Annotated in this window: 13 protein-coding genes and 7 pseudogenes; 13 read left to right on the top strand and 7 right to left on the bottom strand. The window is 41.8% G+C overall.

Going from position 1 to position 26,123, the window contains the following annotated elements:
- Window positions 1–92 precede the first annotated feature (92 nt).
- The 3 genes and pseudogenes from N4T56_RS07860 to katG all read left to right on the top strand — a co-directional run bounded on the left by N4T56_RS07860 (window position 93) and on the right by katG (window position 6,244).
- Window positions 93–1,506: pseudogene (locus N4T56_RS07860) on the top strand (TonB-dependent receptor).
- A gap of 1,046 nt (window positions 1,507–2,552) precedes the next feature.
- On the top strand, window positions 2,553–3,725 hold the full coding sequence (locus N4T56_RS07855; RefSeq protein WP_261732823.1) for a DUF1624 domain-containing protein: 1,173 nt from the start codon (window positions 2,553–2,555) through the stop codon (window positions 3,723–3,725).
- Between the two features lie 329 nt (window positions 3,726–4,054).
- A pseudogene (katG, locus tag N4T56_RS07850) lies at window positions 4,055–6,244 on the top strand (catalase/peroxidase HPI).
- Between the two features lie 271 nt (window positions 6,245–6,515).
- Here katG and pgm read toward each other — a convergent pair.
- Both pgm and seqA read right to left on the bottom strand, forming a co-directional pair.
- Window positions 6,516–8,160: pseudogene (pgm, locus tag N4T56_RS07845) on the bottom strand (phosphoglucomutase (alpha-D-glucose-1,6-bisphosphate-dependent)).
- Between the two features lie 48 nt (window positions 8,161–8,208).
- On the bottom strand, window positions 8,209–8,844 hold the full coding sequence (seqA, locus tag N4T56_RS07840; RefSeq protein ID WP_261732822.1) for a replication initiation negative regulator SeqA: 636 nt from the start codon (window positions 8,842–8,844) through the stop codon (window positions 8,209–8,211).
- A gap of 296 nt (window positions 8,845–9,140) precedes the next feature.
- On the opposite strand from seqA, the gene N4T56_RS07835 reads away from it, so the two are divergent.
- The 9 genes and pseudogenes from N4T56_RS07835 to N4T56_RS07795 all read left to right on the top strand — a co-directional run bounded on the left by N4T56_RS07835 (window position 9,141) and on the right by N4T56_RS07795 (window position 16,540).
- A complete protein-coding gene (locus N4T56_RS07835; RefSeq protein WP_261732821.1) occupies window positions 9,141–9,914 on the top strand; it encodes an alpha/beta fold hydrolase in 774 nt (257 codons plus the stop codon).
- Between the two features lie 99 nt (window positions 9,915–10,013).
- Window positions 10,014–10,235, top strand: a complete 222-nt coding sequence (locus N4T56_RS07830; RefSeq protein ID WP_160052447.1) for a DUF2788 domain-containing protein — start codon at window positions 10,014–10,016, stop codon at window positions 10,233–10,235.
- Window positions 10,236–10,241: 6 nt separating this feature from the next.
- Entirely contained in the window at window positions 10,242–10,514 is a 273-nt protein-coding gene (gene ybfE / locus N4T56_RS07825; protein WP_188925939.1) for a LexA regulated protein, read from the top strand.
- 51 nt (window positions 10,515–10,565) lie between these two features.
- On the top strand, window positions 10,566–11,093 hold the full coding sequence (gene fldA / locus N4T56_RS07820; protein ID WP_188922309.1) for a flavodoxin FldA: 528 nt from the start codon (window positions 10,566–10,568) through the stop codon (window positions 11,091–11,093).
- Window positions 11,094–11,185: 92 nt separating this feature from the next.
- Window positions 11,186–12,371, top strand: a pseudogene (earP, locus tag N4T56_RS07815) (elongation factor P maturation arginine rhamnosyltransferase EarP).
- Between the two features lie 49 nt (window positions 12,372–12,420).
- Entirely contained in the window at window positions 12,421–12,981 is a 561-nt protein-coding gene (efp, locus tag N4T56_RS07810; protein WP_188922307.1) for an elongation factor P, read from the top strand.
- Window positions 12,982–13,257: 276 nt separating this feature from the next.
- Entirely contained in the window at window positions 13,258–14,472 is a 1,215-nt protein-coding gene (locus N4T56_RS07805; protein ID WP_261732820.1) for a pyridoxal phosphate-dependent aminotransferase, read from the top strand.
- Window positions 14,473–14,581: 109 nt separating this feature from the next.
- Window positions 14,582–15,170 (top strand): annotated as a pseudogene (yfbR, locus tag N4T56_RS07800) (5'-deoxynucleotidase).
- A gap of 8 nt (window positions 15,171–15,178) precedes the next feature.
- Window positions 15,179–16,540, top strand: coding sequence for an anti-phage deoxyguanosine triphosphatase (locus N4T56_RS07795; protein WP_261732819.1), 1,362 nt, complete (start codon window positions 15,179–15,181; stop codon window positions 16,538–16,540).
- A gap of 166 nt (window positions 16,541–16,706) precedes the next feature.
- On the opposite strand, the gene N4T56_RS07790 is transcribed toward N4T56_RS07795, so the two are convergent.
- The 5 genes and pseudogenes from N4T56_RS07790 to N4T56_RS07770 form a co-directional block, all read right to left on the bottom strand.
- Window positions 16,707–17,627, bottom strand: a complete 921-nt coding sequence (locus tag N4T56_RS07790; protein WP_261732818.1) for a carbohydrate kinase family protein — start codon at window positions 17,625–17,627, stop codon at window positions 16,707–16,709.
- Between the two features lie 5 nt (window positions 17,628–17,632).
- Window positions 17,633–19,154 (bottom strand): annotated as a pseudogene (locus N4T56_RS07785) (mannitol dehydrogenase family protein).
- 124 nt (window positions 19,155–19,278) lie between these two features.
- Window positions 19,279–20,995: pseudogene (locus N4T56_RS07780) on the bottom strand (purine-cytosine permease family protein).
- A 162-nt stretch (window positions 20,996–21,157) separates the two neighbouring features.
- A complete protein-coding gene (locus N4T56_RS07775; RefSeq protein ID WP_261732817.1) occupies window positions 21,158–22,120 on the bottom strand; it encodes a sugar-binding transcriptional regulator in 963 nt (320 codons plus the stop codon).
- 22 nt (window positions 22,121–22,142) lie between these two features.
- Window positions 22,143–22,814 carry an HAD family hydrolase gene (locus tag N4T56_RS07770; RefSeq protein WP_261732816.1) on the bottom strand — a complete coding sequence of 224 codons (672 nt, stop codon included), beginning with the start codon at window positions 22,812–22,814 and terminating at the stop codon, window positions 22,143–22,145.
- Window positions 22,815–23,488: 674 nt separating this feature from the next.
- On the opposite strand from N4T56_RS07770, the gene adhE reads away from it, so the two are divergent.
- Window positions 23,489–26,086 (top strand): bifunctional acetaldehyde-CoA/alcohol dehydrogenase, encoded by a 2,598-nt coding sequence (adhE, locus tag N4T56_RS07765; protein ID WP_261732815.1) that lies wholly within the window; start codon window positions 23,489–23,491, stop codon window positions 26,084–26,086.
- The last annotated feature ends 37 nt before the right edge of the window (window positions 26,087–26,123 follow it).

The following is a 26,123-nucleotide window of genomic DNA, read 5'->3' as shown; positions in this document are numbered from 1 at the left end:
AATAATTTCAATCTAACACTGACAGATATAAACGGTTGCGCTAACATTGCCGGCAGTATGTAAACGTTAGTTGTAAATCGTGTGGAGATAATATGGATAAGCAAGTCAGTTCACGTGGTACCAAAGAAAAGGCTCTTCGTCTTAATTTAGATGAAAAGAAATACGGCACCATCGTTGAAATTGGTGCAGGCCAAGAAGTGGCACGTAACTTTTTTGTGGCGGGAGCGGCGGCCGGAACGATCGCTAAAACCATGTCTGCATACGATATGAAGTTCTCTGATGCTATTTATGGCGTACAAGAAGACGGCCGTTATGTCAGCAAAGCCAGAGTGCTTGCAATGATGGAACAAGAGTTCGATTTAGTGGTTGATCGTGTCGGTGGTGTGCGCTCTAAATCCTCACGTTACTTTACTTACGCCGCGACCGTTTCAGCGAAAAGTTTTAACCGTAAAAATGAATGCCATGCCTGGTGTGGTGTGCGAATTCAAATGTACCCGGGGGCAGAACCGTCTAACATTATTGTCCATGTGCGCATGTTTGACGATACCGCAGAAGCTCAACAACAAGCATTGGGGATATTAGGGGTAAATCTGATTTACGCCAGTTACTATTATTTTGAAGACCCAAAAATGATTATCGACTCACTGAGCGATAACATGAAAGCCAATCGAATTGAAATTGATTGTATCGACTTTCAAGCAGCCTTACTTTGAAGATGTAGATAATCAAGCTAAAAACATTCACCTTATTCGCAGCTGGAAAACCCGCGCGATTATGTTTAAAGCCGATGGCAGCGTTGCGGTACCGGCAGACATGCTGTACAAAAAGAACGTATTAACTATTCGTGGCTCCTTTAAACCGATTACCAAACTCAATGTTGATATGATTGAGCAAGGTTATAAAGCTTTTGCCACACAAGAAGGCGTAACAAATAAAAATACTGTATTAATTGCTGAAATATCGCTAAATGACTTACACGGTAAAGATGCCAATATGTCTGAAAAAGACATCATGGAGCGCGTTAAGTTGCTTAATTTATTAGGCTATAACGTGATGATCTCGGATTACACACGTTACTTCTCATTAAGGGCTTATTTCCGTCAATATACCCAATTGCAAATTGGTATTGTGGTGGGTATTGTTAATATTAAACAAATCTTTGACGAAGAATATTATCGCGGTATGGAAGGCGGTATTCTTGAAGCCTTTGGCAAGTTATTCCCCGATAACACCCGTTTATTTGTGTACCCTGAACGCGATGACAAAGGTGAAATAAACGATTTAAATACCCTTAGTGTGCCTAATAATCTGCGTTACTTATTCCGCCATGTGCTAGATAACGGTTTTATCACCAGCATTGAGTCTAGTAACCCCGAGTTATTTAATATTTTTTCTAGAGAAATTTTACAACAAATTTGTCGCGGCCAAGGTGATTGGGTTGATACTGTACCTGAGCCTGTCAGTAAAGCCATTATGGAACACAAACTATTCGGCTACAGAGGCTAACTCAGGCTTTATCATCGGATTAATACTATAAAAGTGCAGCATAGTTAAGGCTATGCTGCACTGTTGTTTTAGGACTGTAACTTAATCGACTATTTCGATTCAGCGGAGATGAGTTTGCCGCAGTTTTCGGCCAATCTTCTCAACCTCAAGTCGACAGCACTATCGGTGCAATTCAAAACGCACTCGACTCGGCCTTTTTTATTGAAAACTATGAGCTAGAGGTTGGCGTGAGAATTTCCCCAGTCAAACTCGCAATATAAGCCAACTCTTACAACAAGCCGACATCGCCATGTATACCAGCAAACGATTATAGGCTTTTTTCCAGTCAATGCCACCCATCTCAGGAAAATAACGCAGCCGAAAAAATCAAGTTACGCGACCTGCTGGTAACGCAAATTTAAATTGACCGTTCATTTATCAACAATAACCCTCATCAAGATGCCGACTTAACCATGGTTAAATCGGTCATTTATTTAGCCAACCATTTAAATTAATCGGTTGTTACTGAAGGTATTGCACATGCAGACATAGCTGAATTAATCAAGTCACTCAGTAGCCATCTTGCTCAAGAAGACTTTTTTGCTAAGCCTATGCCCAAAACTGAACTTAGCCAAATCTTACAACAGCCCCTTTATTCAATAAGTTAAGCCACATCGCTTGCCCTGTGACGCGTCAATTCGCCTAATTAGTATCACAAATGTCAAACTTGAACGGGATTTTAGTTAACATGCTGATTGTACGTGTATAAATTCATCATTTTGTACCGAGTTCAGCTTCATAAAACATGTAAAAAGTTGTGTTCGCCATTGCTAATGTAAATGTTTGTCATTTACAATCTCGCCCTAGAATATTGGCAACTCACATTGACACATAATCAGAAAACGCGTTCTTCAATCAATGAGTCTATTGCTAAATAACCGCCTAGAAGCAATATCAATGTTGTGCGGACTATCGACTACGAGCCTGATGCGCCTTATTCCATCCATAGCGATTCTGCCTTACAGGCGGTATGGGCTAACCACACAATGTAAAAGCGAGCGTATCTTATGAGTGCGAACCAACCAATCAACACACTAGATGGCGCAGTCAAAGCTAAACGGATATCCAGCATTGATATGATGCGCGGCGCGGTGATGTTGATTATGCTGCTTGATCATGTTCGTGAGCGTTTTTACTTGCACATGCAAGTAAGCGATCCCATGGATTTGAGCACCACTTCATGGGAATTGTTTATTAGCCGATTTGCCGCCCACTTCTGTGCCCCTGTATTTGTGTTTTTAACAGGGGTATCTGCCTGGTTATATGCAAACCGCAACCCGCTACAACCTCGTTCAGCACGTGAATTTTTAATAAAACGGGCACTGTTTTTAATCGGACTTGAAATATTAGTGATCAATATTTCATGGATGGGCAACTATCACACCTTATGGCTACAGGTGATATGGGTAATCGGTCTTAGCATGCTTACCTTGGCTGCGTTAATTAATTTACCGCGCCCCATCATGGCGCTATTAGGCTTTGCCATAGTATTTGGCCATAACCTATTAACTCCAATACAGTTTATGCCTAATGAGTGGGGCTATAGCTTGTGGACGATTTTGCATGATCGGGGATATTTAATTGCCGACGGCATGTTAAAAGTCAAAATAAGCTACCCAGCACTACCTTGGATGGGCGTGATTTTACTGGGTTATGCCGCAGAGCCAATATTTTCAAAATCGTCAATCACCAGCAAGCGTCAACGGCAATTACTTCAATTGGGTATTGGCTGCTTAGTGCTATTTATTGTGTTACGAGGCGGCAATATTTATGGTGAAACACTACCTTGGCAAATGGGCAACAATTTAGGTGAGACGTTAATGTCGGTATTTAACTTAACTAAGTACCCTCCTTCGTTAAGCTTTTTATTGATAACCCTTGGGGTTATGTTTATCGCTTTAGTAGGCTTTGAGCGCTTAAACAATCAGTTTGGCCAGGTATTGATGACCTTTGGCTCGGTGCCCATGTTTTTCTATATTCTGCATTTATATGTATTGCTGCTACTTTATGGCATCAGTAAATACGTTTTTGGTGCCAATCATGGTGAACTATTAGGCGTTGACAATATGGCTTGGGTTTGGCTAATCGCCTTAAGTTTAATCGCTCTTTTGTATTATCCAGTAAAGCGATTTAGTGCCTATAAACAAGCCAGTCAGCAAGCATGGATTAAATATTTATAATCCCTCAAATATTCCTCGTGTGGTGCTAAAATAACCAGGCACCACATGATTTATCTCCTACCCCCCGTTATCAACATTCATTGGCAAAGCTTGGCCATACATCCATAAATTTAATGATTTAGATCAAAAATTTAGAAAAATAAATCTTTAACCTAATTTATTCAGAACTGTACTATTATTAATCAGTTTTTTGTACTTTCTTGCATTAGCAAAATCGATTAAATAGATAGATAAATCTCGCTTTAATTTGTAATCACAGTCAGTTAGCCTAAAAAAGTAATCCAATGATGCTTAACGTTTAAACTAATTTAGTGATAAAGGAACATCTCATGGAAAAAGCACAACACACTCAAGGCAAATGCCCTGTAAACCACGGTGGCAATACAGCTGTCGCCAGCGATGTGATGGAATGGTGGCTTCAACGCACTTAACCTCGATATTCTTCATCAACACGACAGTAAATCAGATCCAATGGATTCTAATTTCGATTATCGTGAAGCCTTTAAATCATTAGACCTTGCTGCTGTAAAAAAAGATCTCACCGCATTAATGACCGAGAGCCAAGATTGGTGGCCTGCCGACTGGGGCCATTATGGCGGATTGATGATCCGTATGGCTTGGCACTCAGCGGGGACATACCGTATTGCCGATGGGCGTGGCGGTGCCGGCACTGGTAATCAACGTTTTGCTCCACTTAACAGCTGGCCAGACAACGGCAACCTTGATAAAGCACGTCGCCTTTTATGGCCAATTAAAAAGAAATATGGCAACAAGCTATCATGGGCTGACTTAATCATTTTAGCCGGTACGGTTGCCTATGAATCGATGGGGTTGAAAACCTTTGGCTTTGCTGGTGGACGTGCAGATATCTGGCACCCAGAAAAAGACATTTATTGGGGTTCGGAAAAACAATGGTTAGCACCAAGTGGATCTGAAAACAGCCGTTACTCTGGTGAGCGCGATCTCGAGAACCCACTTGCTGCAGTCATGATGGGCTTAATATATGTGAACCCTGAAGGGGTTGATGGTAACCCTGACCCACTTAAAACCGCACACGACATTCGCATTACCTTCGCGCGTATGGCAATGAATGATGAAGAAACCGTTGCCCTTACCGCAGGTGGTCACACAGTAGGTAAAGCCCATGGTAACGGCCGAGCTGAAAACTTAGGTCCAGATCCAGAAGGGGCTGATTTAGAAGATCAAGGTTTAGGGTGGATCAACAAAAAAAGCCGAGGAATTGGCCGCGATACCGTCACCAGTGGTATTGAAGGCGCATGAATGCACAAACCCAACGCAATGGGATAACGGCTACTTTGAACTATTACTGAACTACGATTGGGAACTCACCAAAAGCCCTGCTGGCGCATGGCAATGGAAGGCTGTCGATCTTAAAGAAGAGCACAAGCCTGCAGACGTTGAAGACCCGTCAATTAAAGTCGAACCCATGATGACCGACGCCGACATGGCAATGAAAATGGATCCGCAATACCGTAAGATTTCAGAACGTTTTTATAAAGACCCAGCCTACTTCTCCGACGTATTTGCCCGCGCTTGGTTTAAATTAACTCACCGTGATTTGGGCCCTAAAGCTCGTTACTTAGGCTACTGATGTGCCAGCAGAAGAGTTAATTTGGCAAGACCCTGTACCACAAGTGGATTACAGCTTAACCGAACAAGAAATCAATGACTTAAAAGCTAACATCTTAGCCACAGGGTTAAGCGTTGCTGAGTTAGTGGCGACCGCATGGGATAGCGCGCGTACTTTCCGAGGTTCTGATTATCGTGGCGGCGCGAATGGTGCACGTATTCGTTTAGCGCCACAAAAAGATTGGCAAGGTAATGAACCTGCAAGATTACAAAAAGTGCTTGCAGCACTTGCTAGCGTTCAAGCTGGGTTCAATAAATCAGTGAGCATGGCAGACCTTATTGTACTGGGTGGCAATGCAGCTGTTGAACAAGCAGCAAAAGATGCTGGTGTTAATATCACTGTCCCGTTTGCACCTGGTCGTGGTGATGCCACCCAAGAGCAAACCGATGTTGAGTCATTTGAAGTGTTAGAACCACTACACGATGCTTATCGTAACTGGCAAAAGAAAGACTATGTGGTGCAGCCAGAAGAGATGATGCTAGACCGCACCCAATTAATGGGCTTAACCGCACATGAAATGACAGCACTTGTTGGCGGCATGCGTGTATTGGGCACTAACTACGACAACACACAACACGGTGTGTTTACCGACAATGTGGGTGTGTTATCAAATGACTTTTTCGTCAATTTGACTGACATGGCTTACAGCTGGAAACCGGTCGGTACTAACCTGTACAACATTGTTGAACGTAGTACCAATAAAGTGAAGTGGACTGCGACTCGTGTTGACTTAGTGTTTGGTTCAAACTCTATTTTACGCTCGTACGCAGAAGTTTATGCGCAAGACGATGCAAAAGAAAAGTTTGTAAAGGACTTTGTTAACGCATGGATCAAAGTAATGAATGCCGATCGATTCGATCTGGCATAACCTTCTTTGTTAGGCAAAAAAAGCACTGATTATTCAGTGCTTTTTTATTTACGCGTTAAAATTACTGTGAGTCATACCAATTCCACTAATTATCTGGTCATTCAGCGGTAATTCTGTGCCTTCTAGGCAAGTAATAGGATTGTAGGCATAGTTGCTCTACGTCAAAATACTATTAAGCAGCATAGAAGGCACAGAAATCCGCCTTGCAGGAGGCGCTCAGACTCTGATTGGTCACATAATTAATGGAAATGGTATCATACACCGATTAAACCTAACCTTTTAAAGCCGAATCAATCATGATTTGCGCTTGAGCAATAATCTCATCGAGATGCTGCTGGCTAATAAAGCTTTCAGCGTAGATTTTAAATAATGCTTCAGTGCCAGATGGACGTGCAGCAAACCAGCCATTTTCAGTGGTCACCTTTATCCCACCAATAGCCGCATTGTTACCCGGTGCATGGCTTAAAATCGCTGTGATCGCTTCGCCGGCAAGCTCGGTCTCAGTAAAACTTTGGGCGTTGAGCAATTCAAACTTGGCTTTTTTCTTCAGGCTTATTGGGCTATCAATACGGGTATAGAAGCTTTCACCAAATTGATCGGTTAACTCTTTATAACGTTGTGCAGGTGTTTTACCGGTCACAGCCAAAATTTCAGCCGCCAGTAGCGCCAAAATAAAGCCATCTTTATCGGTACACCAGGTGCTAGCATCACGTTTTAAAAACGCCGCGCCGGCACTTTCTTCACCGCCAAAAGCAATGGTGCTTTGGGCTAAACCATCAACAAACCATTTAAAGCCGACTGGCACTTCTAAACATTGGCGACCTAGTGCATGACACACACGGTCAATCATCGCACTCGATACCAACGTTTTGCCAACCGATAATGAAGCAGACCATTGCGGACGATGGGTCATTAAGTAATCAATGGCCACGGCTAAATAATGGTTAGGGTTCATTAAACCAAAGCCTGGGCACACAATACCGTGGCGGTCGTAATCAGGGTCGTTACCAACACACAAATCATAACTTTCGCTGTGTGCTAGCAAACCTGCCATCGCATAAGGTGACGAGCAGTCCATACGGATTTTGCCGTCTTTATCCAGTGTCATAAAGCCAAAGGTTGGGTCTACTTTGTCATTAACCAAGGTAATATCAAGGCCGTATTTCGCAGCAATTTGCTCCCAATAATAAATACCAGATCCGCCTAGCGGATCAACGCCTAAACGAACGTTAGCTTTTTTAATCGCCTCCATGTCAATCACTTCAGCCAGTGATTCAACATATGGCGCAATAAAATCAACTTCATCAATCCAACCCGATTGCACCGCCACACCATAATTAACCTTCTTAACGCCGCTTAATTGGTCAGCAAGGTATTGGTTAGCTTTGGTTTCGATGACTTTGGTGATTTCACCTTCTGCTGTAGCCACCGTGCGGAGGATTGTATTTAATACCACCGTCTTGTGGGGGGTTGTGTGACGGGGTAATAATTAATCCATCTATCAACGCTGCGGGCTTACTAGCATTAGCACTCACAATGGCTTGTGACACCACAGGTGTAGGGGTAAACCCATCCTCTTTTTGGATGAGAATTTTAACTTGGTTCGCGGTCAGCACTTCAACTACCGACATAAATGCCGCATATGACAATGCATGAGTATCAAAACCGACAATCATATAGCCGGTAATGCCCGCAGATTGACGATAATCCACTACCGCTTGGGCAATAGCCCAAATGTGGTTTTGATTAAAACTGGCGTTAAAAGCACTGCCACGGTGACCTGATGTACCAAATGTCACTTTTTGCTGCACATCTTCTACATTGGGAATAATGCGATAATAGTGACTCATCAATTTAGGAATATTCACTAAATCCGTTTGTACTGCTTGCTGTCCTGCGCGTTGATGAATGGCCACAAGTGGTCTCCTACGAGTAAATGAAAATGGATGACAAACTTAAAAACCTTAAATATAGCCTGCAATGGTGCGGGCATATTCACTGTCACAACCTAAATGTTCCAATACCTCGGTAAAAATGTTTTGTTTTTTGGCGGTATTATTATTGGTTGTGACCCAAAATCCGCTAGTACCGATTTCTTTCGGGTTCGATGATTGGCTCGAGTCCAATAGCGCTTGTTTTGAACGGGCAAAATACAAACGACCTTTACCTTGAATATCGAGCACTTTATTAAAGTCGCTGCCAGTTGCCGCCTGTAAATTATCGAGTAACCACATAAAACGGCCTACAGCCCCTTTTTGTTGAGCTAATAAATGTTCATTAACAATCGATTTAAAGTCAATCTCAGTTACGCTTGATTCAATGTGAGCCACAACTTCAGGTTGCGCCTGTACTGCCATGACTTTTTCGACAGCTGCTTTGGCCTGATTAAATAACTCACTACGTTGAGATTCTGCTTCTGTTGTTTCTGCCGGTTCGGCTTCAAGGCTCGGTTCGCTGATCGCTTGTGGCAAATCAACTTCAACGCTTTCCACTGATAAATGCAATAATCGACGTAAAATATCAGAAGCACTCTCGCCAATACGTTCCGTTTTACTGGCAATAAAACGATAAAGTTCTTCATCAATTTCAATGTATTTCATCAGAGTCATCCTTATTCTTCTATTTGTCTTAGGCTTAACGTCAGTGCGTGACACGTTAAACAGGCTATCGCCGATCAAAATAATGTAGTGCGATCAAAAATATGGCTTCAGTGTAAGCCAAGCTTAACCTACTAATAAAGTGGCAAAATCATTAAATCGCACATATTCACAAAAAATTCGCATCTCGCGTTTAAATTTACAGCAAAATTGATGTCATCGGTCATCAAAACTTGATTTGCTGTGTTCATTATCGCAAAATTCGGCCCCATTGTTTGATGTCACGAGTTTATCGCACTATGCATTATGTCTCTCACGGCCAAGGTGAAACAGTCCTGCTTATTCATGGGCTATTTGGCAACTTAGATAACTTGAAAAACCTTGCCAGTGTACTGGAAAAAAACCATCAGGTTGTTCGGGTCGATGTGCCCAACCACGGTCTAAGTGAACATTGGGACACGATGGACTACCCATCACTTGCCAATGCAATGGTGAAATTGCTTGACCAACTCAGTATTGATAGTGTCCACATTGTCGGCCATTCAATGGGAGGGAAAATCGCCATGGCCATGGCTTTATTGTATCCGACTCGGGTAAAAAGCTTGGTGGTTGCCGATATTGCCCCGGTCGCTTATGCGCCGCGACACCAAACAGTTTTTGCTGCGTTGACCAGTTTAGTCTTTGATGAACATACCAGCCGTAAGTCGGCATTGGCTCATCTACTGGCCAGTGGCATAGATGAAGGTACCGCGCAGTTTTTGCTTAAAAACTTGCAGCGAACCGACACCGGCTTTGAATGGAAGATGAATCTTGATGGTCTAATTCATTGTTACCCGCGTATTATTGGTTGGGATTTGCCAATCAGTGCTGAGGTGCATTTTGACAAGCCTACCCTGTTTATACGAGGCGGTGACTCAAACTATGTAACTGCAGAACATCGCGATGAAATTGTCCGTCAATTTCCGCGAGTGACGGCAAAAACCTTAAATGGCACAGGTCATTGGCTACATGCTCAAAAGCCTGAGATATTCAATCGTATCGTGGCTGAGTTTATTGAACAAAACCAAGGGTAAATTTTAATTATTTACCCTTTTGCACATACCCAATTCTGACACGATGTGATATATTCGCGCCCTCTTTTCGCCAGACATGACTAACGCGAAGGTAGAAATATGTTAAATCAGTACATGGATCAAATTGAAGCCGTTGGTTTGAACTTGTTTTTTGCTGCGATATTCTTTTTTATCGGTATGGCAATCCATGATGTGCTTAAACAAGGTGATGTCCCTAAATTTGGTCGATATATTGTTTGGGCAGTGTTATTTCTCGGCTGTGCCGGGTTTATTGCAAAAGGTATTATACAGATGACCTGGGAAGGCTCTGGGATCGGTTAAAATACAATGGCAAAAGAAACAACAGATAGAACGACTATTGACCTTTTTGCCAGTGAAACACGCCGCGGGCGTCCGAGAAGTAACCCACTTTCTCGGGAACAGCAATTAAAGATCAATAAGCGAAACCAAATTCAGCGTGATCGCGCTAACGGTTTAAAGCGAATAGAGTTAAAAGTGTCACAAGATTTATATGATGCCTTGAACCAACAAGCTTTGGACAGTAACATCAGTCGTAGCCAGTTAATCGAATTTATTCTGCAACAACAACTCGACAACTGAGACGTTTTTCGAACATCGCACAACGCGAACTAGATATTTAAAGGATAGACAATGGCAACTGTAGGTCTTTTTTTCGGTAGCGACACAGGTAACACCGAAGCTGTAGCCAAAATGATCCAGAAAAAACTGGGTAAAAGCATGCTCGATGTTAAAGACATCGCTAAGAGCACTAAAGAGCAAATCGCTGAATACGACTTGCTTATGTTTGGCATTCCAACCTGGTATTACGGCGAAGCTCAGTGCGATTGGGATGATTTTTTCCCTGAGCTTGAGCAAATCGATTTTACCGATAAGTTAGTGGCTATTTTTGGTTGTGGTGACCAAGAAGACTACGCAGAATACTTCCTTGATGCCATGGGTATGGTGCGTGACATCGTTGAAGCTCGCGGTGGTATCATCATTGGCCACTGGCCTTCTGAAAGCTATGACTTTGAAGCTTCTAAAGGGATGGTAGACGACAATCACTTTGTCGGTTTAGGTATCGATGAAGACCGTCAACCAGAACTTACCGAAGAACGTGTTGATGCATGGGTTAAGCAAATTTACGAAGAAATGTGTTTAGCTGAATTAGCTGACTAATATTATCTGTTAATACTGTCACCTAATACTGACAAAAAGCGGCGTTGAGCCGCTTTTTTAGTATTGGCTATATAAGATTACTCATAATGACTATGCCAGCAACTGATCACGATATATTACCTAAACACTGGGACATCTTCTGCACCGTAGTCGATAACTATGGCGACATCGGCGTCACCTGGCGTTTAGCCAAACAACTTGCCGCTGAATACCAGATTACAGTGCATTTATGGGTAGATGACCTACATAGCTTTTCACATATTTTACCCACACTAGATCCCACTGAGCCGCGACAAACCTTTAATGGAGTGAATATATTTCATTGGAATAACCCATTGGATATAGACTATATAGCCGGAGAAGTGGTTATTGAAGCCTTTGCTTGTGAATTACCCGAACAAGTAAAATCAGTCATCGATAAACTGCACAAGCAACCGCAAAGTACAGTTCCCTATTGGTTAAACCTAGAGTATTTGAGCGCCGAAGATTGGGTAGAAGGCTGTCACGGTTTACCGTCAACTCAAGCAAATGGGGTAAAAAAATGGTTTTACTTCCCAGGGTTTAGTGACAAAACGGGCGGATTAATTTGTGAGCAGCAATTGTTTATTGAGCGCGATAACTGGCAAGCTAACCCCAATAATAAAATGGCCTTATTTAGCCAACTTGGTTTAAGTGACATTGAGCCTGATGACACTGTCATCAGCGTGTTTAGTTACGAAACAGCTGCGCTCAGCGCATTAGTTGAACAATGGCAACACGCAACTCAAGCGATGCATGTGCTTATTCCTAAAGGCCGAAGTTTACACAGCTTAACTGAGTTTCTTCCCTGCCTTGTCAGTGAGTTAGTACCTGGGCAACAGATCAAGTTAGGCAAACTCACATTGCATATTTTACCCATGACCGATCAGACAGGCTTTGATCGCTTGCTATGGAGCTGTGATTTTAATATTGTGCGGGGGGAAGATTCATTTTTGCGCCTAATGGGCAGCCAAACCTTTTATTTGGCACATCTATCCGCAAGAAGATGATTATCATCTAGTAAAATTACAAGCTTTTATGCGGATTTACTGCGATAATCTCGCAGCACAAATCGCAGCAACCTGGGCTGAGGTGAATTTGGCCTTCAACCAAGGGGATGCAAACGCCGTGGTTAACCACTGGCAGCAATTGAATTCTGTTATTTTGCCATTACAGCAACATGCGATTAATTGGCCAAATAGCGCGTTAAATGATGCAGATCTTGCGAGTCGACTAGTTCAATTCGTTAAAAATAGCTAAGATACTGCTCTGTAAATATAAAAAGTCCATATATATAGGAAATAGTACAATGAAAACTGCTCATGAAATCCGTCCTGGCAACGTGATCATGTTAGATGGCAGCCCATGGGTTGTTCAGAAAACTGAAACAACTCGTTCTGGCCGTAATGCTGCAATCGTTAAGTTAAAATTAAAAAACTTATTGCTTGATTCTGGCACTGAACAAACCTTCAAAGGCGAAGACAAGTTAGAAGACATCATTTTAGAACGTCTTGATTGTACTTATTCTTACTTTGCTGATCCTATGTATGTATTTATGGATGAAGAGTACAACCAGTATGACGTTGAAGCTGACAACCTAGGTGATTCAGCTGCATACATCGTTGATGGTATGGAAGATCAGTGTCAAGTCACTTTCTACAACGACAAAGCGATTTCAGTTGAATTACCAGTACACATCGTACGTGAAGTTATCTACACTGAGCCATCTGCTCGTGGCGACACTTCAGGTAAAGTAATGAAGCCAGCGACCATCACTGGTGGCGGTACTGTTACTGTGGCTGACTTCGTTAAAGTGGGCGACAAAATTGAAATTGACACTCGTACCGGTGAGTTCAAAAAGCGCGTTTAATCGCCAGTTAATTTGAGTTCAAGCTGAAATAGCCATAACTCAAGTAAACTCTTTAAAAGCCAGCATACGTGCTGGCTTTTTTGCCTCTACCCAACACGAAGTCACTAAAACAAGCACCACAAACAGCATAAAAAACTAAAGCAAAGGCTTAAGTAGCGCCCCAAATAGCATGAACGACTGATATTATTATTCAATTTGCTCGTTTGCCTCTTCCACAATATCAATAAATTCGTTATGGTTCGCTAACTTAAGCCGTAATTAGTTATTGAGAATAGTATGCGTCCCATTATCAAATCCAATAAGCTTGACTCTGTTTGCTACGACATTCGTGGTCCAGTGCATAAAGAAGCCCGCCGTTTAGAAGACGAAGGTCACCGTATTTTAAAATTAAACATCGGCAACCCGGCACCATTTGGATTTGAAGCCCCTGAAGAAATCGTGCGCGACGTGATTTTAAATCTGCCCAGTGCGCAAGGTTATTGCGAATCTAAAGGCCTATTCTCGGCACGTAAAGCCATTGTGCAACATTACCAGGCACAAGGTATTTTTGGTGTTGATATTGAAGATATCTATATTGGTAATGGGGTATCTGAACTTATCGTAATGGCCATGCAAGGGCTACTCAATACCGACGATGAAGTACTTATTCCCTCACCTGACTACCCATTGTGGACTGCAGCTGCCAATCTTGCTGGCGGTAAAGCGGTGCATTATCGCTGTGATGAAGAAGCCGATTGGTTTCCTGACTTAGACGATATCAAAAGTAAGATCAGCAACCGCACTCGAGCCATCGTGTTAATTAACCCGAACAATCCTACCGGCGCAGTGTATAGCGAAGAGTTACTGTTACAGGTTATCGAGTTATGCCGTCAGCACGACTTAATCTTATTTGCCGATGAAATTTACGATAAAATTTTATATGACGAAGCAAAACACATCCCTGCAGCGGGTTTGTCTGATGACATTTTAACCATTACTTTCAATGGCTTATCAAAAGCATATCGTGCTGCAGGTTTCCGTGTTGGCTGGATGATGCTGTCGGGCAATTTAAAAGCAGCTAAAAGCTATATTGAAGGCCTGGAAATGCTCGCATCAATGCGCTTGTGTGCCAACGTGCCTAATCAGCATGCAATTCAAACTGCACTTGGCGGTTATCAATCCATTAATGAGTTAATCTTACCTAATGGCCGCTTAACCGTTCAGCGCGACGCGGTTTATGAGCTATTAAACCAAATCCCAGGTGTGAGCTGTAAAAAACCCAAGGGTGCTTTGTATGCCTTCCCTAAATTAGACATGAAAAAGTTTAATTTACGTGACGATGAACGCCTAGTGCTCGACTTATTGAAATCAAAAAAAATATTACTTGTGCAAGGTACTGCCTTTAATTGGCCAGAGCCAGACCATCTTAGGGTCGTATTTTTACCGCATAAAGAAGACCTCACCAAAGCCTTAGTTGAGTTTGGTGAATTTCTTGATGATTACCAACAATAATCATTAAGCCTCAAACATAAGCGACTGAACAGTCGCTTTTTTTTATCCTAAAGCTCAGGTAAGCTGGCAATATACAGATTATTGTTGATTGAGCGCAGTAAGGAGTCTCATGAGTCATCTATTTGCCCATTTAGCCCGAATGAAGTTAATTCAACGCTGGCCATTAATGTACAACGTGCGCCGCAGAAAACGTTCAGGAACATTCATTACAAGTCGCTATGGTTGCACATGCCCTGGTGATTATCAGTAATAAAAAGTTCGATACCCATTTAGACCCTAATCAAGCGGCAACCATTGCCATTTATCATGATGCCAGTGAAATCTTAACCGGCGACTTACCGACTCCGGTTAAGTATTTTAATAAAGAAATCGAAGCTGAATATAAAAAAATTGAAGCCATTGCCGAACAGCGTATGCTTGAAATGGTACCCGATGAGTTTAAAGACGATTATCGCAGTTTGTTTATTAGCCAAGAAGCCGACCCACAATATAAAGCCATAGTGAAAGCCGCCGACACTCTGTGCGCTTATTTAAAATGTCTAGAAGAACACAAAGCCGGAAACAGTGAATTTAACAGTGCCCGTAAGCGTTTAGAGCACATGCTTGATGAGAACCCTAACCCAGCAGTACGTTATTTTAGAGACTGTTTTATCCCAAGCTTTACCCTGAATTTAGACGAAATTAATCAAATGCTGTAAGGAGCCTTATGTCCGATACCACAACACAGCAAGACAATATTTGGCATCAGCGCCTATTAGGTGAAGACAAACAACGTCGCAATGATCATCGCAGTCCATTTCAGCGCGACCGCGCACGTATACTGCATTCTGCCGCCTTTAGACGCTTACAAGCTAAAACCCAGGTGTTGGGTGTCGGCATGAACGACTTTTATCGCACTCGTTTAACCCACTCGTTAGAAGTGTCGCAAATTGGTACCGGTATTACCGCACAATTACGTCGTAAATATCCAGAGTTTAAGCCGTTACTTAACTCCATGAGTTTGATTGAATCGATTTGTTTAGCCCACGATATTGGCCATCCGCCTTTTGGCCACGGCGGAGAAGTGGCGCTCAATTATATGATGCGTCATCATGGTGGATTTGAAGGCAATGGCCAAACCTTCAGAATTTTATCGCGACTAGAACCTTACACGCCATCCTGGGGGATGAACCTCACTCGGCGAACCTTGCTTGGGATCATGAAATACCCAGCCATGCATTCACAACTGTATATTGATCTCAACAAACCCGACATTGCAAACCATAGGCAATTAAAGCCATCTGACTGGCCGCCAGTAAAAGGGTTATTTGATGATGACAAGCCGATTAGTGATTGGGTATTATCAGCACTGAGCGACAACGATAGGCAACGGTTTATTAGCAGTGAGCAAAGCACTGTCAACACCCAATACCCTCACCTCAAAACTCGGTTTAAGTCGTTAGATTGCTCGATTATGGAATTGGCTGACGACATCGCCTATGCCGTGCATGACCTAGAAGATGCCATCGTGATGGGCATTGTCAATCAACGCCAATGGCAACATGATGTGGTTGAGCAACTGCACAGCATTAATGATCAATGGCTCAAGTCAGAAATCGCCAACATTGGCGAGAAGTTGTTTTCCCACGAGCATCATTTACGTAAAGACGCCATAGGCACATTGGTCAATGGTTTTGTCACGGCCATTAGTATCAAAAGCAACGATGACTTTGAAGCCGAGTTACTCAAATACAATGCAGAGTTGCAGGCCGATTTTGCCTTAACGCTTCATGTACTCAAACAGCTGGTGTTTAAATACGTCATTCGTAAACCGGAAATTCAAATGCTCGAATACAAGGGTCAACAAATTATAATGGAGTTATTTGAAGCTTTTGCATCGGATCCTGAACGTTTATTGCCGCTCAATACTCGCGAGCGTTGGTTAACCGCAAATGCAGAAAACAGTAATCCTATGCGTGTTATTGCCGATTATATTTCAGGGATGACAGATGAGTTTGCAGGCCGATTGCACCAACAGTTATTTGGTTCAAAAACTGCGGGTATTTTAGAATTAAACAACGAGCACTAATGTTATTGGCTAAAAAAGAAAAAAGCGCTTGGTTATTTATAAGTATAAAAACCAAGCGCTACTGGGTTAAATAAAGGGGAACTAACCCAAACGACACACGACACTTCACTTTTACATACAACAACTGTTTACATATAACGCTTTATATCTCCGCCAACATCACCATTTATGCGGGTTGCATAAAAGCGTTAATTTGCTCAAGCGTTAACACTGGTGTTGCACCAGCAGATTGGGCAACCATAGCACCAACAGCGCAAGCAAAATCGATGGCATATTGCGGGTTATTGTCACTGCACAATTGATACAGTAACGATCCTAAAAACGAGTCTCCGGCTTCCACAGTATCCACCACATTAACTAAGTAGCCAGAGTTGTAAAACTTCTGCCCATTAACACTTAACAAAGCTCCATGACTGCCTTTTGTCACACACAAATACTGGGTTTGTGTTTGCGCTGCAATATAATCTAAATTTTGTTCTAATGAATTAAACGGTGAGCCCATTGCCTTGGCAATTTCGTACAGCTCGTCATCATTTAATTTAATAAAATCAGCTTGATTCATTAGCTTAACAATACTGTCGATATCGTAATGTGGCGCACGTAAATTAACGTCAAACACGGTGAAATTGGCACGGTTAACTAAATCAGTTAACGTCGCTAATGACACCGGGCTACGACCAATTAAGCTGCCAAATACCAATACATCAGCTTGCTTAACCTGGCTCATAATAGTGTCAGTTAATGCCACATTGTCCCAGGCGGTATCAGCCACGATTTCATATGACGCAGAACCATTTTTGTCTAGTGTCACCTGAACCGTACTGGTACTTTTAAGCGGATTAATCGCAATACAATCACGATTAACGCCACGTTCATCGATAAATGCCAGTAATTCATGGCCTAATTGATCATCGCCTACGGCACTGATCATTGAGCCCTTAATGCCTAACGCATTTAACCTGACACACACATTCAATGGTGCCCCGCCCACTCGCTTACCGTCTGGGAAACAATCCCATAAGACTTCACCAAAACAGCTGATATTGATGTCAGCCTTGGTTTTATGATTAATTAATACGCTGCTCATTATCATTAACTCTTTGCTTGTAAACGGGCTTGCATTATCACTTTAATATCGCTGTTTGGTGCATACAAATCAGCAATGGCTTTACGATACTCTTTGCAGAATGTGGCTTGATTATTTAAATCACCAAATAAATCTGTTAGCTGTAAAAATGCCAGGGGATCTTGCCCGGTTTTACTTGCATAATCGTGTAATTGAGCAGCCATTTGATCGTTAATATCTAATACTTCACCTTGTTGATTAACCTGTTTATCGCTGTATAAGCACCAGGTTGCAATCACTAAACACGCTAAAGAAGTATCGCGATTTAACGCAATGTTTTCGTTAATCGATGCAATGATAAACTTAGGCAATTTTGCTGAGCTTTCTAAACAAATGCGTGCCAAACTGTCTTTAATGTTTGGGTTAGCAAAACGCTCAATTAAGGTGTCTTTATACTGGTTTAAGTCAATCCCGGGTAACGGCTCAATCAGTGGTGTCACTTCATCGTCCATAAACTTGCGTAAATAGGTGGCAAATAATGGATCAGAAACCGCTTCATCAATCGTGGCAAAGCCATGAATTGAACCCAACAAACCTAAAACAGAATGACCAGCATTGAGTAAACGAATTTTCATTTTTTCAAATGGAGTAACGTCGCTAACAAACTGCGCGCCAACATTATCAAACGCTGGGCGGCCATCACTAAAGTTGTCTTCAATAACCCATTGAGTAAAGGCTTCACAGGTGATTGGCCATTCATCATTAATATTTAAAGTATTGGCGACATAATCTATATCAGCTTTGATCGTAACAGGCGTAATACGGTCAACCATCGCATTAGGGAACGCAACGTTAGCTTCTATCCATTGACCCAGTTCAGCATCAATTTTACTGACAAATGCTAATAACATTTTGCGGGTCATATCCCCGTTATGTTGAACGTTGTCGCAAGACTGAACGGTAAAGGGTTTCATGCCCAGTGCTTTACGCTGCATTAACGCAGCAGTGATATAACCAAACGCAGTAATGGGATCGTGCAGATTAGCCATATCATGGATAATCTCAGGGTTTGTAAAATCAAACTCACCCGTTGCTGGGTTAAAGTTATAACCCCCTTCCGTAATGGTTAATGAGACAATTTTTGTGTCTGGGTTAATCAGCTTATCAATAACTTGCTGTTTGTTTTCTGGTGCAAATAAAAAGTCAATCATCGCGCCAATTACCTGATGATCAATCTGTCCATTTGGGTGGCGCACAGTCAAACTGTATAAGTAATCTTGTTTAACCAATACATCACGTAAACCACGATTCGCTTCTAATAAACCCACACCGCAAATGGCTCCACGACTCTGAGCCTGGTGTTTTAAGTAATTCATTAACATACATAGCCTGGTGAGCACGGTGAAAGCCACCCACACCAATATGCACAATACCTGCAGTAAGTTTACTGCGATCGTATTTCGGCACATCAACATCAGCAGGTAAAGTAGAAAGAGATTGTTGGTTTAGCGTATTCAATGATGCGCGATTGAGTTGAGCGTTCTGCATGAGCATGTGCCTCATAAAAAATAACAAATAAACAACTACGTGTTATTACGGTAAATAACACACCAGACTTAAGACGACTGTTTATAAGAGTCGTTTTAAGCCATTACAGTAATTAATATTCAAACTAGATATTCAATTTCTTATGACGTTTTAATGCAACATAAGAACAACTAAAATAAATGATAGTACAAGCAAAACACACGCTTTCGAATAATGTTTTATTGTCTGCATATACTTCCATATTAGGACTAAAGAACATCACATTAACCGCCAACATTGTAATGGTCATTAACGATACGAATGCAAAACCATTTAATAATTTAGTAATTTTACTGCCGTCATCAATAATATCTTTATCATTTATCGCCATAGACTCTTGATATTCAGCAATCTGTTGCTGGTCATTTTCATCAGCTAAAATAGCATCGGTATAATCTAAATCCGCGCCATACTTTTTAGCTAACACGGTATAAATGATGATGGTAAAAATCCATGTTGGAATAAATAAATAATAAAATGAAATAATATCTAAGCTATTTAATCCAAAACCAAATATTAATGCTAACGCCCACGTTGCAATAGCAGGTGTACTTTTAGAGAGGTTTTGATATTTAGCCCAATAACGAGTTAACCCAATTTTAGGAAATAACACATGCTCGGCAAACACAATCCCGCCCACTGGCACAACTAATAAACCTGCATAAGTTAAGAGTGGCAGCATTTGGGTAAACACAAATGGGAAGCAGGCAATCACAACGGTCACTAACCCTACAACAGCGGTCGTGCGTTCACGTGATTGATTAACAAAGATTGACTGAGCGGCTAAACCGGCACGATAAAGGTTAGCATTTGCAGTGAGTCCAACCCGCAATAATGATAATAACAAAACCAGAAAAGCCCAATGCATGATATGCCACATCACCTGGATCAAGTTGCGTAATGGTGGTTTTTAAAAGCACAGCAGTACCTGCACCCATAATACCTGCAGAGATCCACGCAATGTAGTGACCAAAAAACATCCCTACGCCTGAAAACAAGCCATAACTTTTGCGTTTCGCAAAACGGAAAATAGCCATGTCGATTAAACCAAAATGGGTAATCGAGTTAGCAGCCCAAGCAAAGCCTATTACTTCAAGTAAACCAATGCCTTTTTCGCCTTTATCATTCACCCCAGTCCAGATTGAATTGTCGCCAATAGTGATAAAGTCTTGCCAATTCGTTAAGGTCGTACTGCCTATTACATGATTTGACAGCGCTGGAAATAACGTAAATGAGCCCGCGATAAAGATGACAAACAACCAAGGAGCACAAATTTTAGAAAAATCGGCAACCGTTGAAAAACCGTACATAGCGACCACGACCACAATAGAGCCGACGGCTAAGACAATCATCACAAACCATAAGCTACTTGGGTACCAATTTAATTGGGCGGGAATATCAAATAAAAATCGTACTGCGGTGGATGACACGGTGATCATCGCGGCGGATATCACCGAGAAAATAATAACGTTAGCCCAGTTATAGAGCTTGGTCATTGAATCACCAGCAATTTTATTTAAATAATTATAAAGACTTAAACGTGTTTCTACTGCAATAGGCGCAGTTAATAGCCACCAAGAACACATCGCTAACAGGTTACCAATCAGTAACCCTAAAAGAATATCAATGGTTGATGCACCTAAGGCAACAAAAGTTGCACCAATCACAAATTCGGTCGCGGCCACATGCTCCCCGGCATACAAACCCGCAAAATGTTTCCAACCGTGGAGCTTATTTTTGGCAACTGGAAGCTGCTCTTCATTCATTTTATCAAATGAATGGGAGTGTTGACTTGTAGTCATTATTTTTATGTTCCTGTTTTTTCGCAGGTAAATTAATCCCTCACCAAAATACGATGATAAAATTAAACAACTTACCTTTTTGACTATTTACTATTTCGTTTTATTCGAAATAATAACCCCATTTTTTGTTTCTCTTGCACTCATGTTGTTGTACAACATAAATTATTTAATTTTTTGTAATATTTGTTCAGCAGTATATTCATTGGTGATTAATGAATTAATTAATCCACCTTTTAATGCCGCATAAATGGCATTCACTTTACTTTGCCCTGCGGCTATACCGTATACCGGTTTGCTAGCATTAAGTTGCAACGGCGCGCTCATCACTAATTCATTTATCGAATTGTTAATTAATTGCCCTTGTTTATCATATACCCAGCTTATAATTTCACCGGCAGCGTTATCGCTAACTAATTCATTCGCTTTTGCCAGGTCAATAAAACCGTCAACCATTAATGGTGAGTTGTTACCCATTTGGCCAATCCCCACAAAAGTTGCATCTGCTTGCTGGGCTAACGCTAAAATACTTTTTACTGGTGTAATCCCATGTAATAACTGTTTTTCAGCAACCGAATGGGCAATCACTGGCAACGGCATAGGATAATGTTTAGCCTGTACCCTGTTAGCCATACTCACAACAATATCAAATGCTGAAGCAGATCCATCTGACATCATATTACCGAGCAGCGACACAATTTTATGTTGCGGACATTGCATTGACGGTAACTCATCTATACAGGCTTTGAGTGCCCGGCCGGTTCCAAATGCTAAGGTTTTAGGTGTATCTGATTTTAAGTAACGCTCTAACACTGCAGCACTGGTTTGCGCTAAACCATGCGTTGAACTTTGGTCAGCTGGATCACTCGGCACGATTTCGCATTCCAGTAAATTAAAGCGCTGCTTTAATTGCTCGGCGAGCTCCATACACCGGCTAATTGGATGGTCTAGGCGTACTTTAATCAACCCTTCACTGACAGCCAGCGCCACGAGTCGTTGCGCAGATTGTCTTGATACTTCTAACTTTTGCGCAATTTCGTCTTGAGTATTTTTAGCAACGTAATATAACCATGCCGCTCTTGCTGCATCTTCTAAGCGTGCTAATTCTGAATTAGACTTATTGTCCATCTTATATTTATCCTATTCAGTATTAGCGCATCAACGCGGGCAAAAGTGCGGAAAAATCATCCCAGTGTTTCAACACGGGTACTTGCGCAAATGCCTGTTGAACCGTTTGATTATCAGGGTTCATATGGCCGCCACCCACATAATGTAATACAGGCATATTGGCTGCGACAGCGGCTGTTACACCAAAAAAGCTGTCTTCTATCACCAAGCAATGTTCCGGTTTTACTCCCATACGTTCAGCGGCATGTAAAAATAAATCGGGTGCAGGCTTACCCTGCTTAACTTCGCTTGCCGTAAACACACAACCATTAAAAATATCGGTTAACCCAACCACTGACAACGCTTTGGTTGTTCGAGGTAAACTGCTACTGGTGGCGATACAAAAAGGTACAGTTAACTGTGGCAATACCTTGTTAATCCCAGCGGTTAGGGTTAATTGATGCTCAAAGACCGCTAATAGCTGCTCGCGATACTCTATTTCAAAATGTGGCGGTAATGTGAGTGACAATAAACCTTCGATTTTTTGAGCCACTGTGGCAAATTTGCAGCCTAAAAAATGTTGCTGTACAAACGCCATATCAATCTCAGCACCTAACAGTGCCAACTTGTCGATAAGCACATTGGCACTGATCACTTCACTGTCGATAACGACACCATCACAATCAAAAATCACCAGTTGTGTATGGTTGCTCATAAACCCGCCTTAATGAATAGAGTAAAAACAATGCCCTATAGTACATTGGCTCAGTGATAATTCGGTAACTTTACTGTTGATCAGTCTGGTATGTATCAACGTTGTGCAAAATAACAACTGCCGAGTCCACATTAACACCTTTAATTAAGCTTTTGCTCTAACTGTGAGCATATGCCCTCTTGTTGAGCATATTCCCTTTTCTTCATATTGATGTCAATCACATTTATTCAATTAAATAAGCAAAACAAGGTTTAGCCATTGCTTATATTAAGTTGGCAGTAATAAAATATTATTTAAATTCAATCGTGTAATATTTCAACTTTGTTAAATTTTATACCGCGACCATGTTACAGTTGATTAAAAATCACTCTATCTTAAATAGAGAACAATGATAAAATCTGTTTAACACCACGTAAATTGGCTACTGATGAGCACATCTAAATGCACCATTGTTGTACATCACAAATTGCCGTCTAAATGCTAAAGGCCGCATAAATAAACGCTTAATTTAAGCCCAAAAAAGATTAAAAACAGGCTTAACATGTTGTAATAAAATTACATTCATAGGCGATTTGTGGCCATTATCACAACAATATTGTGTAAATGGCTGTAATTTTATTAACAAAGAATATTTTACAAAAACGATTTGTTGAATATTTTTAGAGGAAATCAACATGACAGTAACTAACACTCAAGAACTTGATCTATTAGTTGAACGTGTAGCCAAAGCACAAGCTCAGTTTGCTAATTTTAGCCAAGAGCAAGTCGATGTTATTTTTAGAGCCGCAGCCTTAGCTGCAGCAGATGCGCGCATTTCACTTGCCAAAATGGCCGCGACTGAAACCGGTATGGGCGTGCTTGAAGACAAAGTCATTAAAAACCACTTTGCGTCTGAATACATATATAACAAGTATAAAGATGAGAAAACCTGCGGTATTTTGTCTGAAGATTTAACCTTTGGCACCATTACAATCGCTGAGCCCGTAGGGATAATTTGCGGAATTGTACCAACAACCAACCCAACCTCTACCGCCATTTTTAAAGCCCTTATTAGCTTAAAAACCCGCAACGGTATTATCTTTTCGCCGCACCCACGGGCTAAAAACTCAACCACAACCGCAGCCAGAATCGTACTAGAAGCCGCGATTGCAGCAGGTGCACCAAAAGACATTATAGGCTGGATAGACCAACCTAGTGTGGCACTGTCTAACCAATTAATGACACACGACAAAATCAATTTGATTTTAGCCACTGGTGACTCTGGTATGGTGAAAGCCGCCTACTCTTCTGGTAAGCCTGCTATTGGTGTTGGCGCGGGTAACACCCCAATTGTGATTGATGAAACCGCAGACATTAAACGTGCAGTGAGCTCAATTTTAATGTCAAAAACCTTCGACAACGGTGTGGTGTGTGCGTCAGAGCAAGCGGTGATTATTGTCGACAGCATCTATAAGCAAGTAAAAGAACGTTTTGCTCAGTATGGTGGTTACATATTGTCAAAAGCTGAAACCGCTGCTATGCAAAATGTCATTCTTAAAAAGGGCGCACTTAATGCCGACATCGTAGGTCAAAGTGCAGTAACGATAGCTGCTATGGCAGGCATAACCGTACCCAGCCACACTAAAGTATTGATTGGCGAAGTGACCGACATTAACGACGCTGAAGCCTTCGCCCATGAAAAGCTCTCACCATTACTTGGCATGTACAAGGCCAAAGACTTTAATGAGGCCATGGATAAAGCAGAAGCCCTTGTCACCCTTGGCGGCATTGGCCATACCTCTGGTTTATATACAGATCAAGACACTCAAGAAGCGCGCATCAAAGCCTTTGGTTTTAGAATGAAAACCGCGCGAATTTTAATTAACACTCCAGCTTCACAAGGCGGTATTGGCGACTTATACAACTTCAAGTTAGCGCCATCATTAACCTTAGGTTGCGGCTCTTGGGGCGGTAATTCTATTTCAGAAAACGTTGGCTCAAGTCACTTAATCAACAAAAAAATGGTCGCTAAGAGGGCTGAAAACATGTTGTGGCACAAGCTTCCATCTTCAATCTATTTCCGCCGTGGCAGTTTACCGATTGCCCTTGAAGAGTTAAGCGATAAAAAACGTGCATTAATCATTACCGACAAATTCTTGTTCAATAATGGTTATTGCAACGAAACCTTAAAGATTTTAAAAGCACAAGGACTAGAAACTGAAGTCTTTTACGAGGTAGAAGCCGACCCAACATTAGCCATTGTTCGTCAAGGCGCAGCGGTTGCACAAAGCTTCCAGCCAGATGTGATTATTGCATTAGGTGGCGGCTCACCCATGGATGCTGCAAAAATCATTTGGGTAATGTATGAACACCCAGATGTCGATTTTGCCGATTTAGCCCTACGCTTTATGGATATTCGTAAGCGTATCTACAAGTTTCCTAAAATGAGTCGTAAAGCCAAAATGGTGGCGATACCAACCACATCAGGCACAGGCTCAGAGGTCACTCCTTTTGCGGTAGTAACCGATGAAACCACAGGCATGAAATACCCTATTGCCGATTACGAGTTAACCCCAAGTATGGCGATTGTTGACCCTAATCTTGTGATGGATATGCCTAAATCGTTAACAGCCTTTGGCGGTATTGATGCAGTCACCCACGCATTAGAAGCCTATGTCAGTGTGATGGCTAACGAATACAGTGATGGCCAGGCACTACAGGCATTAGATTTATTGGTAAAATACTTACCCGATGCTTATGAGTTAGGTGCAAAAGCGCCAGTCGCTCGTGAGAAAGTCCATAACGGCGCCACCATTGCTGGTATTGCCTTTGCCAATGCATTTTTAGGTATTTGTCACTCAATGGCACACAAATTAGGAGCGGAGTTTCATTTAGCACACGGTCTTGCCAATGCATTGTTAATCTCTAACGTTATTCGTTTTAATGCGACAGACATGCCAACCAAACAAGCCGCGTTCAGTCAGTACGATCGCCCTAAAGCATTATGTCGTTATGCCGCCATTAGTGAACACTTAAAGTTAGGTGGTAAAACAGACGAGCAAAAAGTGGAAAAACTGATTGAGAAAATTGAACAGCTTAAAAAGCTCATTGGGATCCCAGCTTCGATTCAAGAAGCCGGTGTTAATGAAGCAGACTTTATCGCCAAGTTAGATGAATTAGCAGAAGATGCATTTGACGACCAATGTACTGGTGCAAACCCTCGTTACCCACTCATTAGCGAGATTAAACAAGTGCTATTAGACAGCTTCTATGGCCGTGCATATAAAGACTAGTATTATTTAAACGCTAATACACAACGCCTTAAGCGCC

This window comes from Shewanella phaeophyticola (assembly GCF_025398315.1).
Lineage (GTDB): Bacteria > Pseudomonadota > Gammaproteobacteria > Enterobacterales > Shewanellaceae > Shewanella > Shewanella phaeophyticola.
Note: the sequence above shows the minus strand (reverse complement) of the source record. Positions and strands in the feature narration are given on the sequence as shown.

What these genes read in the sequence shown, in the direction of transcription:
- N4T56_RS07805 (WP_261732820.1), top strand. Translation starts at nt 13,258, where the DNA reads ATGCGTCCCATTATCAAATCCAATAAGCTTGACTCTGTTTGCTACGAC.
- N4T56_RS07775 (WP_261732817.1), bottom strand. Translation starts at nt 22,120, where the DNA reads ATGGACAATAAGTCTAATTCAGAATTAGCACGCTTAGAAGATGCAGCA.
- N4T56_RS07855 (WP_261732823.1), top strand. Translation starts at nt 2,553, where the DNA reads ATGAGTGCGAACCAACCAATCAACACACTAGATGGCGCAGTCAAAGCT.
- N4T56_RS07790 (WP_261732818.1), bottom strand. Translation starts at nt 17,627, where the DNA reads ATGAGCAGCGTATTAATTAATCATAAAACCAAGGCTGACATCAATATC.
- N4T56_RS07770 (WP_261732816.1), bottom strand. Translation starts at nt 22,814, where the DNA reads ATGAGCAACCATACACAACTGGTGATTTTTGATTGTGATGGTGTCGTT.
- ybfE (WP_188925939.1), top strand. Translation starts at nt 10,242, where the DNA reads ATGGCAAAAGAAACAACAGATAGAACGACTATTGACCTTTTTGCCAGT.
- efp (WP_188922307.1), top strand. Translation starts at nt 12,421, where the DNA reads ATGAAAACTGCTCATGAAATCCGTCCTGGCAACGTGATCATGTTAGAT.
- adhE (WP_261732815.1), top strand. Translation starts at nt 23,489, where the DNA reads ATGACAGTAACTAACACTCAAGAACTTGATCTATTAGTTGAACGTGTA.
- N4T56_RS07835 (WP_261732821.1), top strand. Translation starts at nt 9,141, where the DNA reads ATGCATTATGTCTCTCACGGCCAAGGTGAAACAGTCCTGCTTATTCAT.
- N4T56_RS07795 (WP_261732819.1), top strand. Translation starts at nt 15,179, where the DNA reads ATGTCCGATACCACAACACAGCAAGACAATATTTGGCATCAGCGCCTA.
- seqA (WP_261732822.1), bottom strand. Translation starts at nt 8,844, where the DNA reads ATGAAATACATTGAAATTGATGAAGAACTTTATCGTTTTATTGCCAGT.
- fldA (WP_188922309.1), top strand. Translation starts at nt 10,566, where the DNA reads ATGGCAACTGTAGGTCTTTTTTTCGGTAGCGACACAGGTAACACCGAA.
- N4T56_RS07830 (WP_160052447.1), top strand. Translation starts at nt 10,014, where the DNA reads ATGTTAAATCAGTACATGGATCAAATTGAAGCCGTTGGTTTGAACTTG.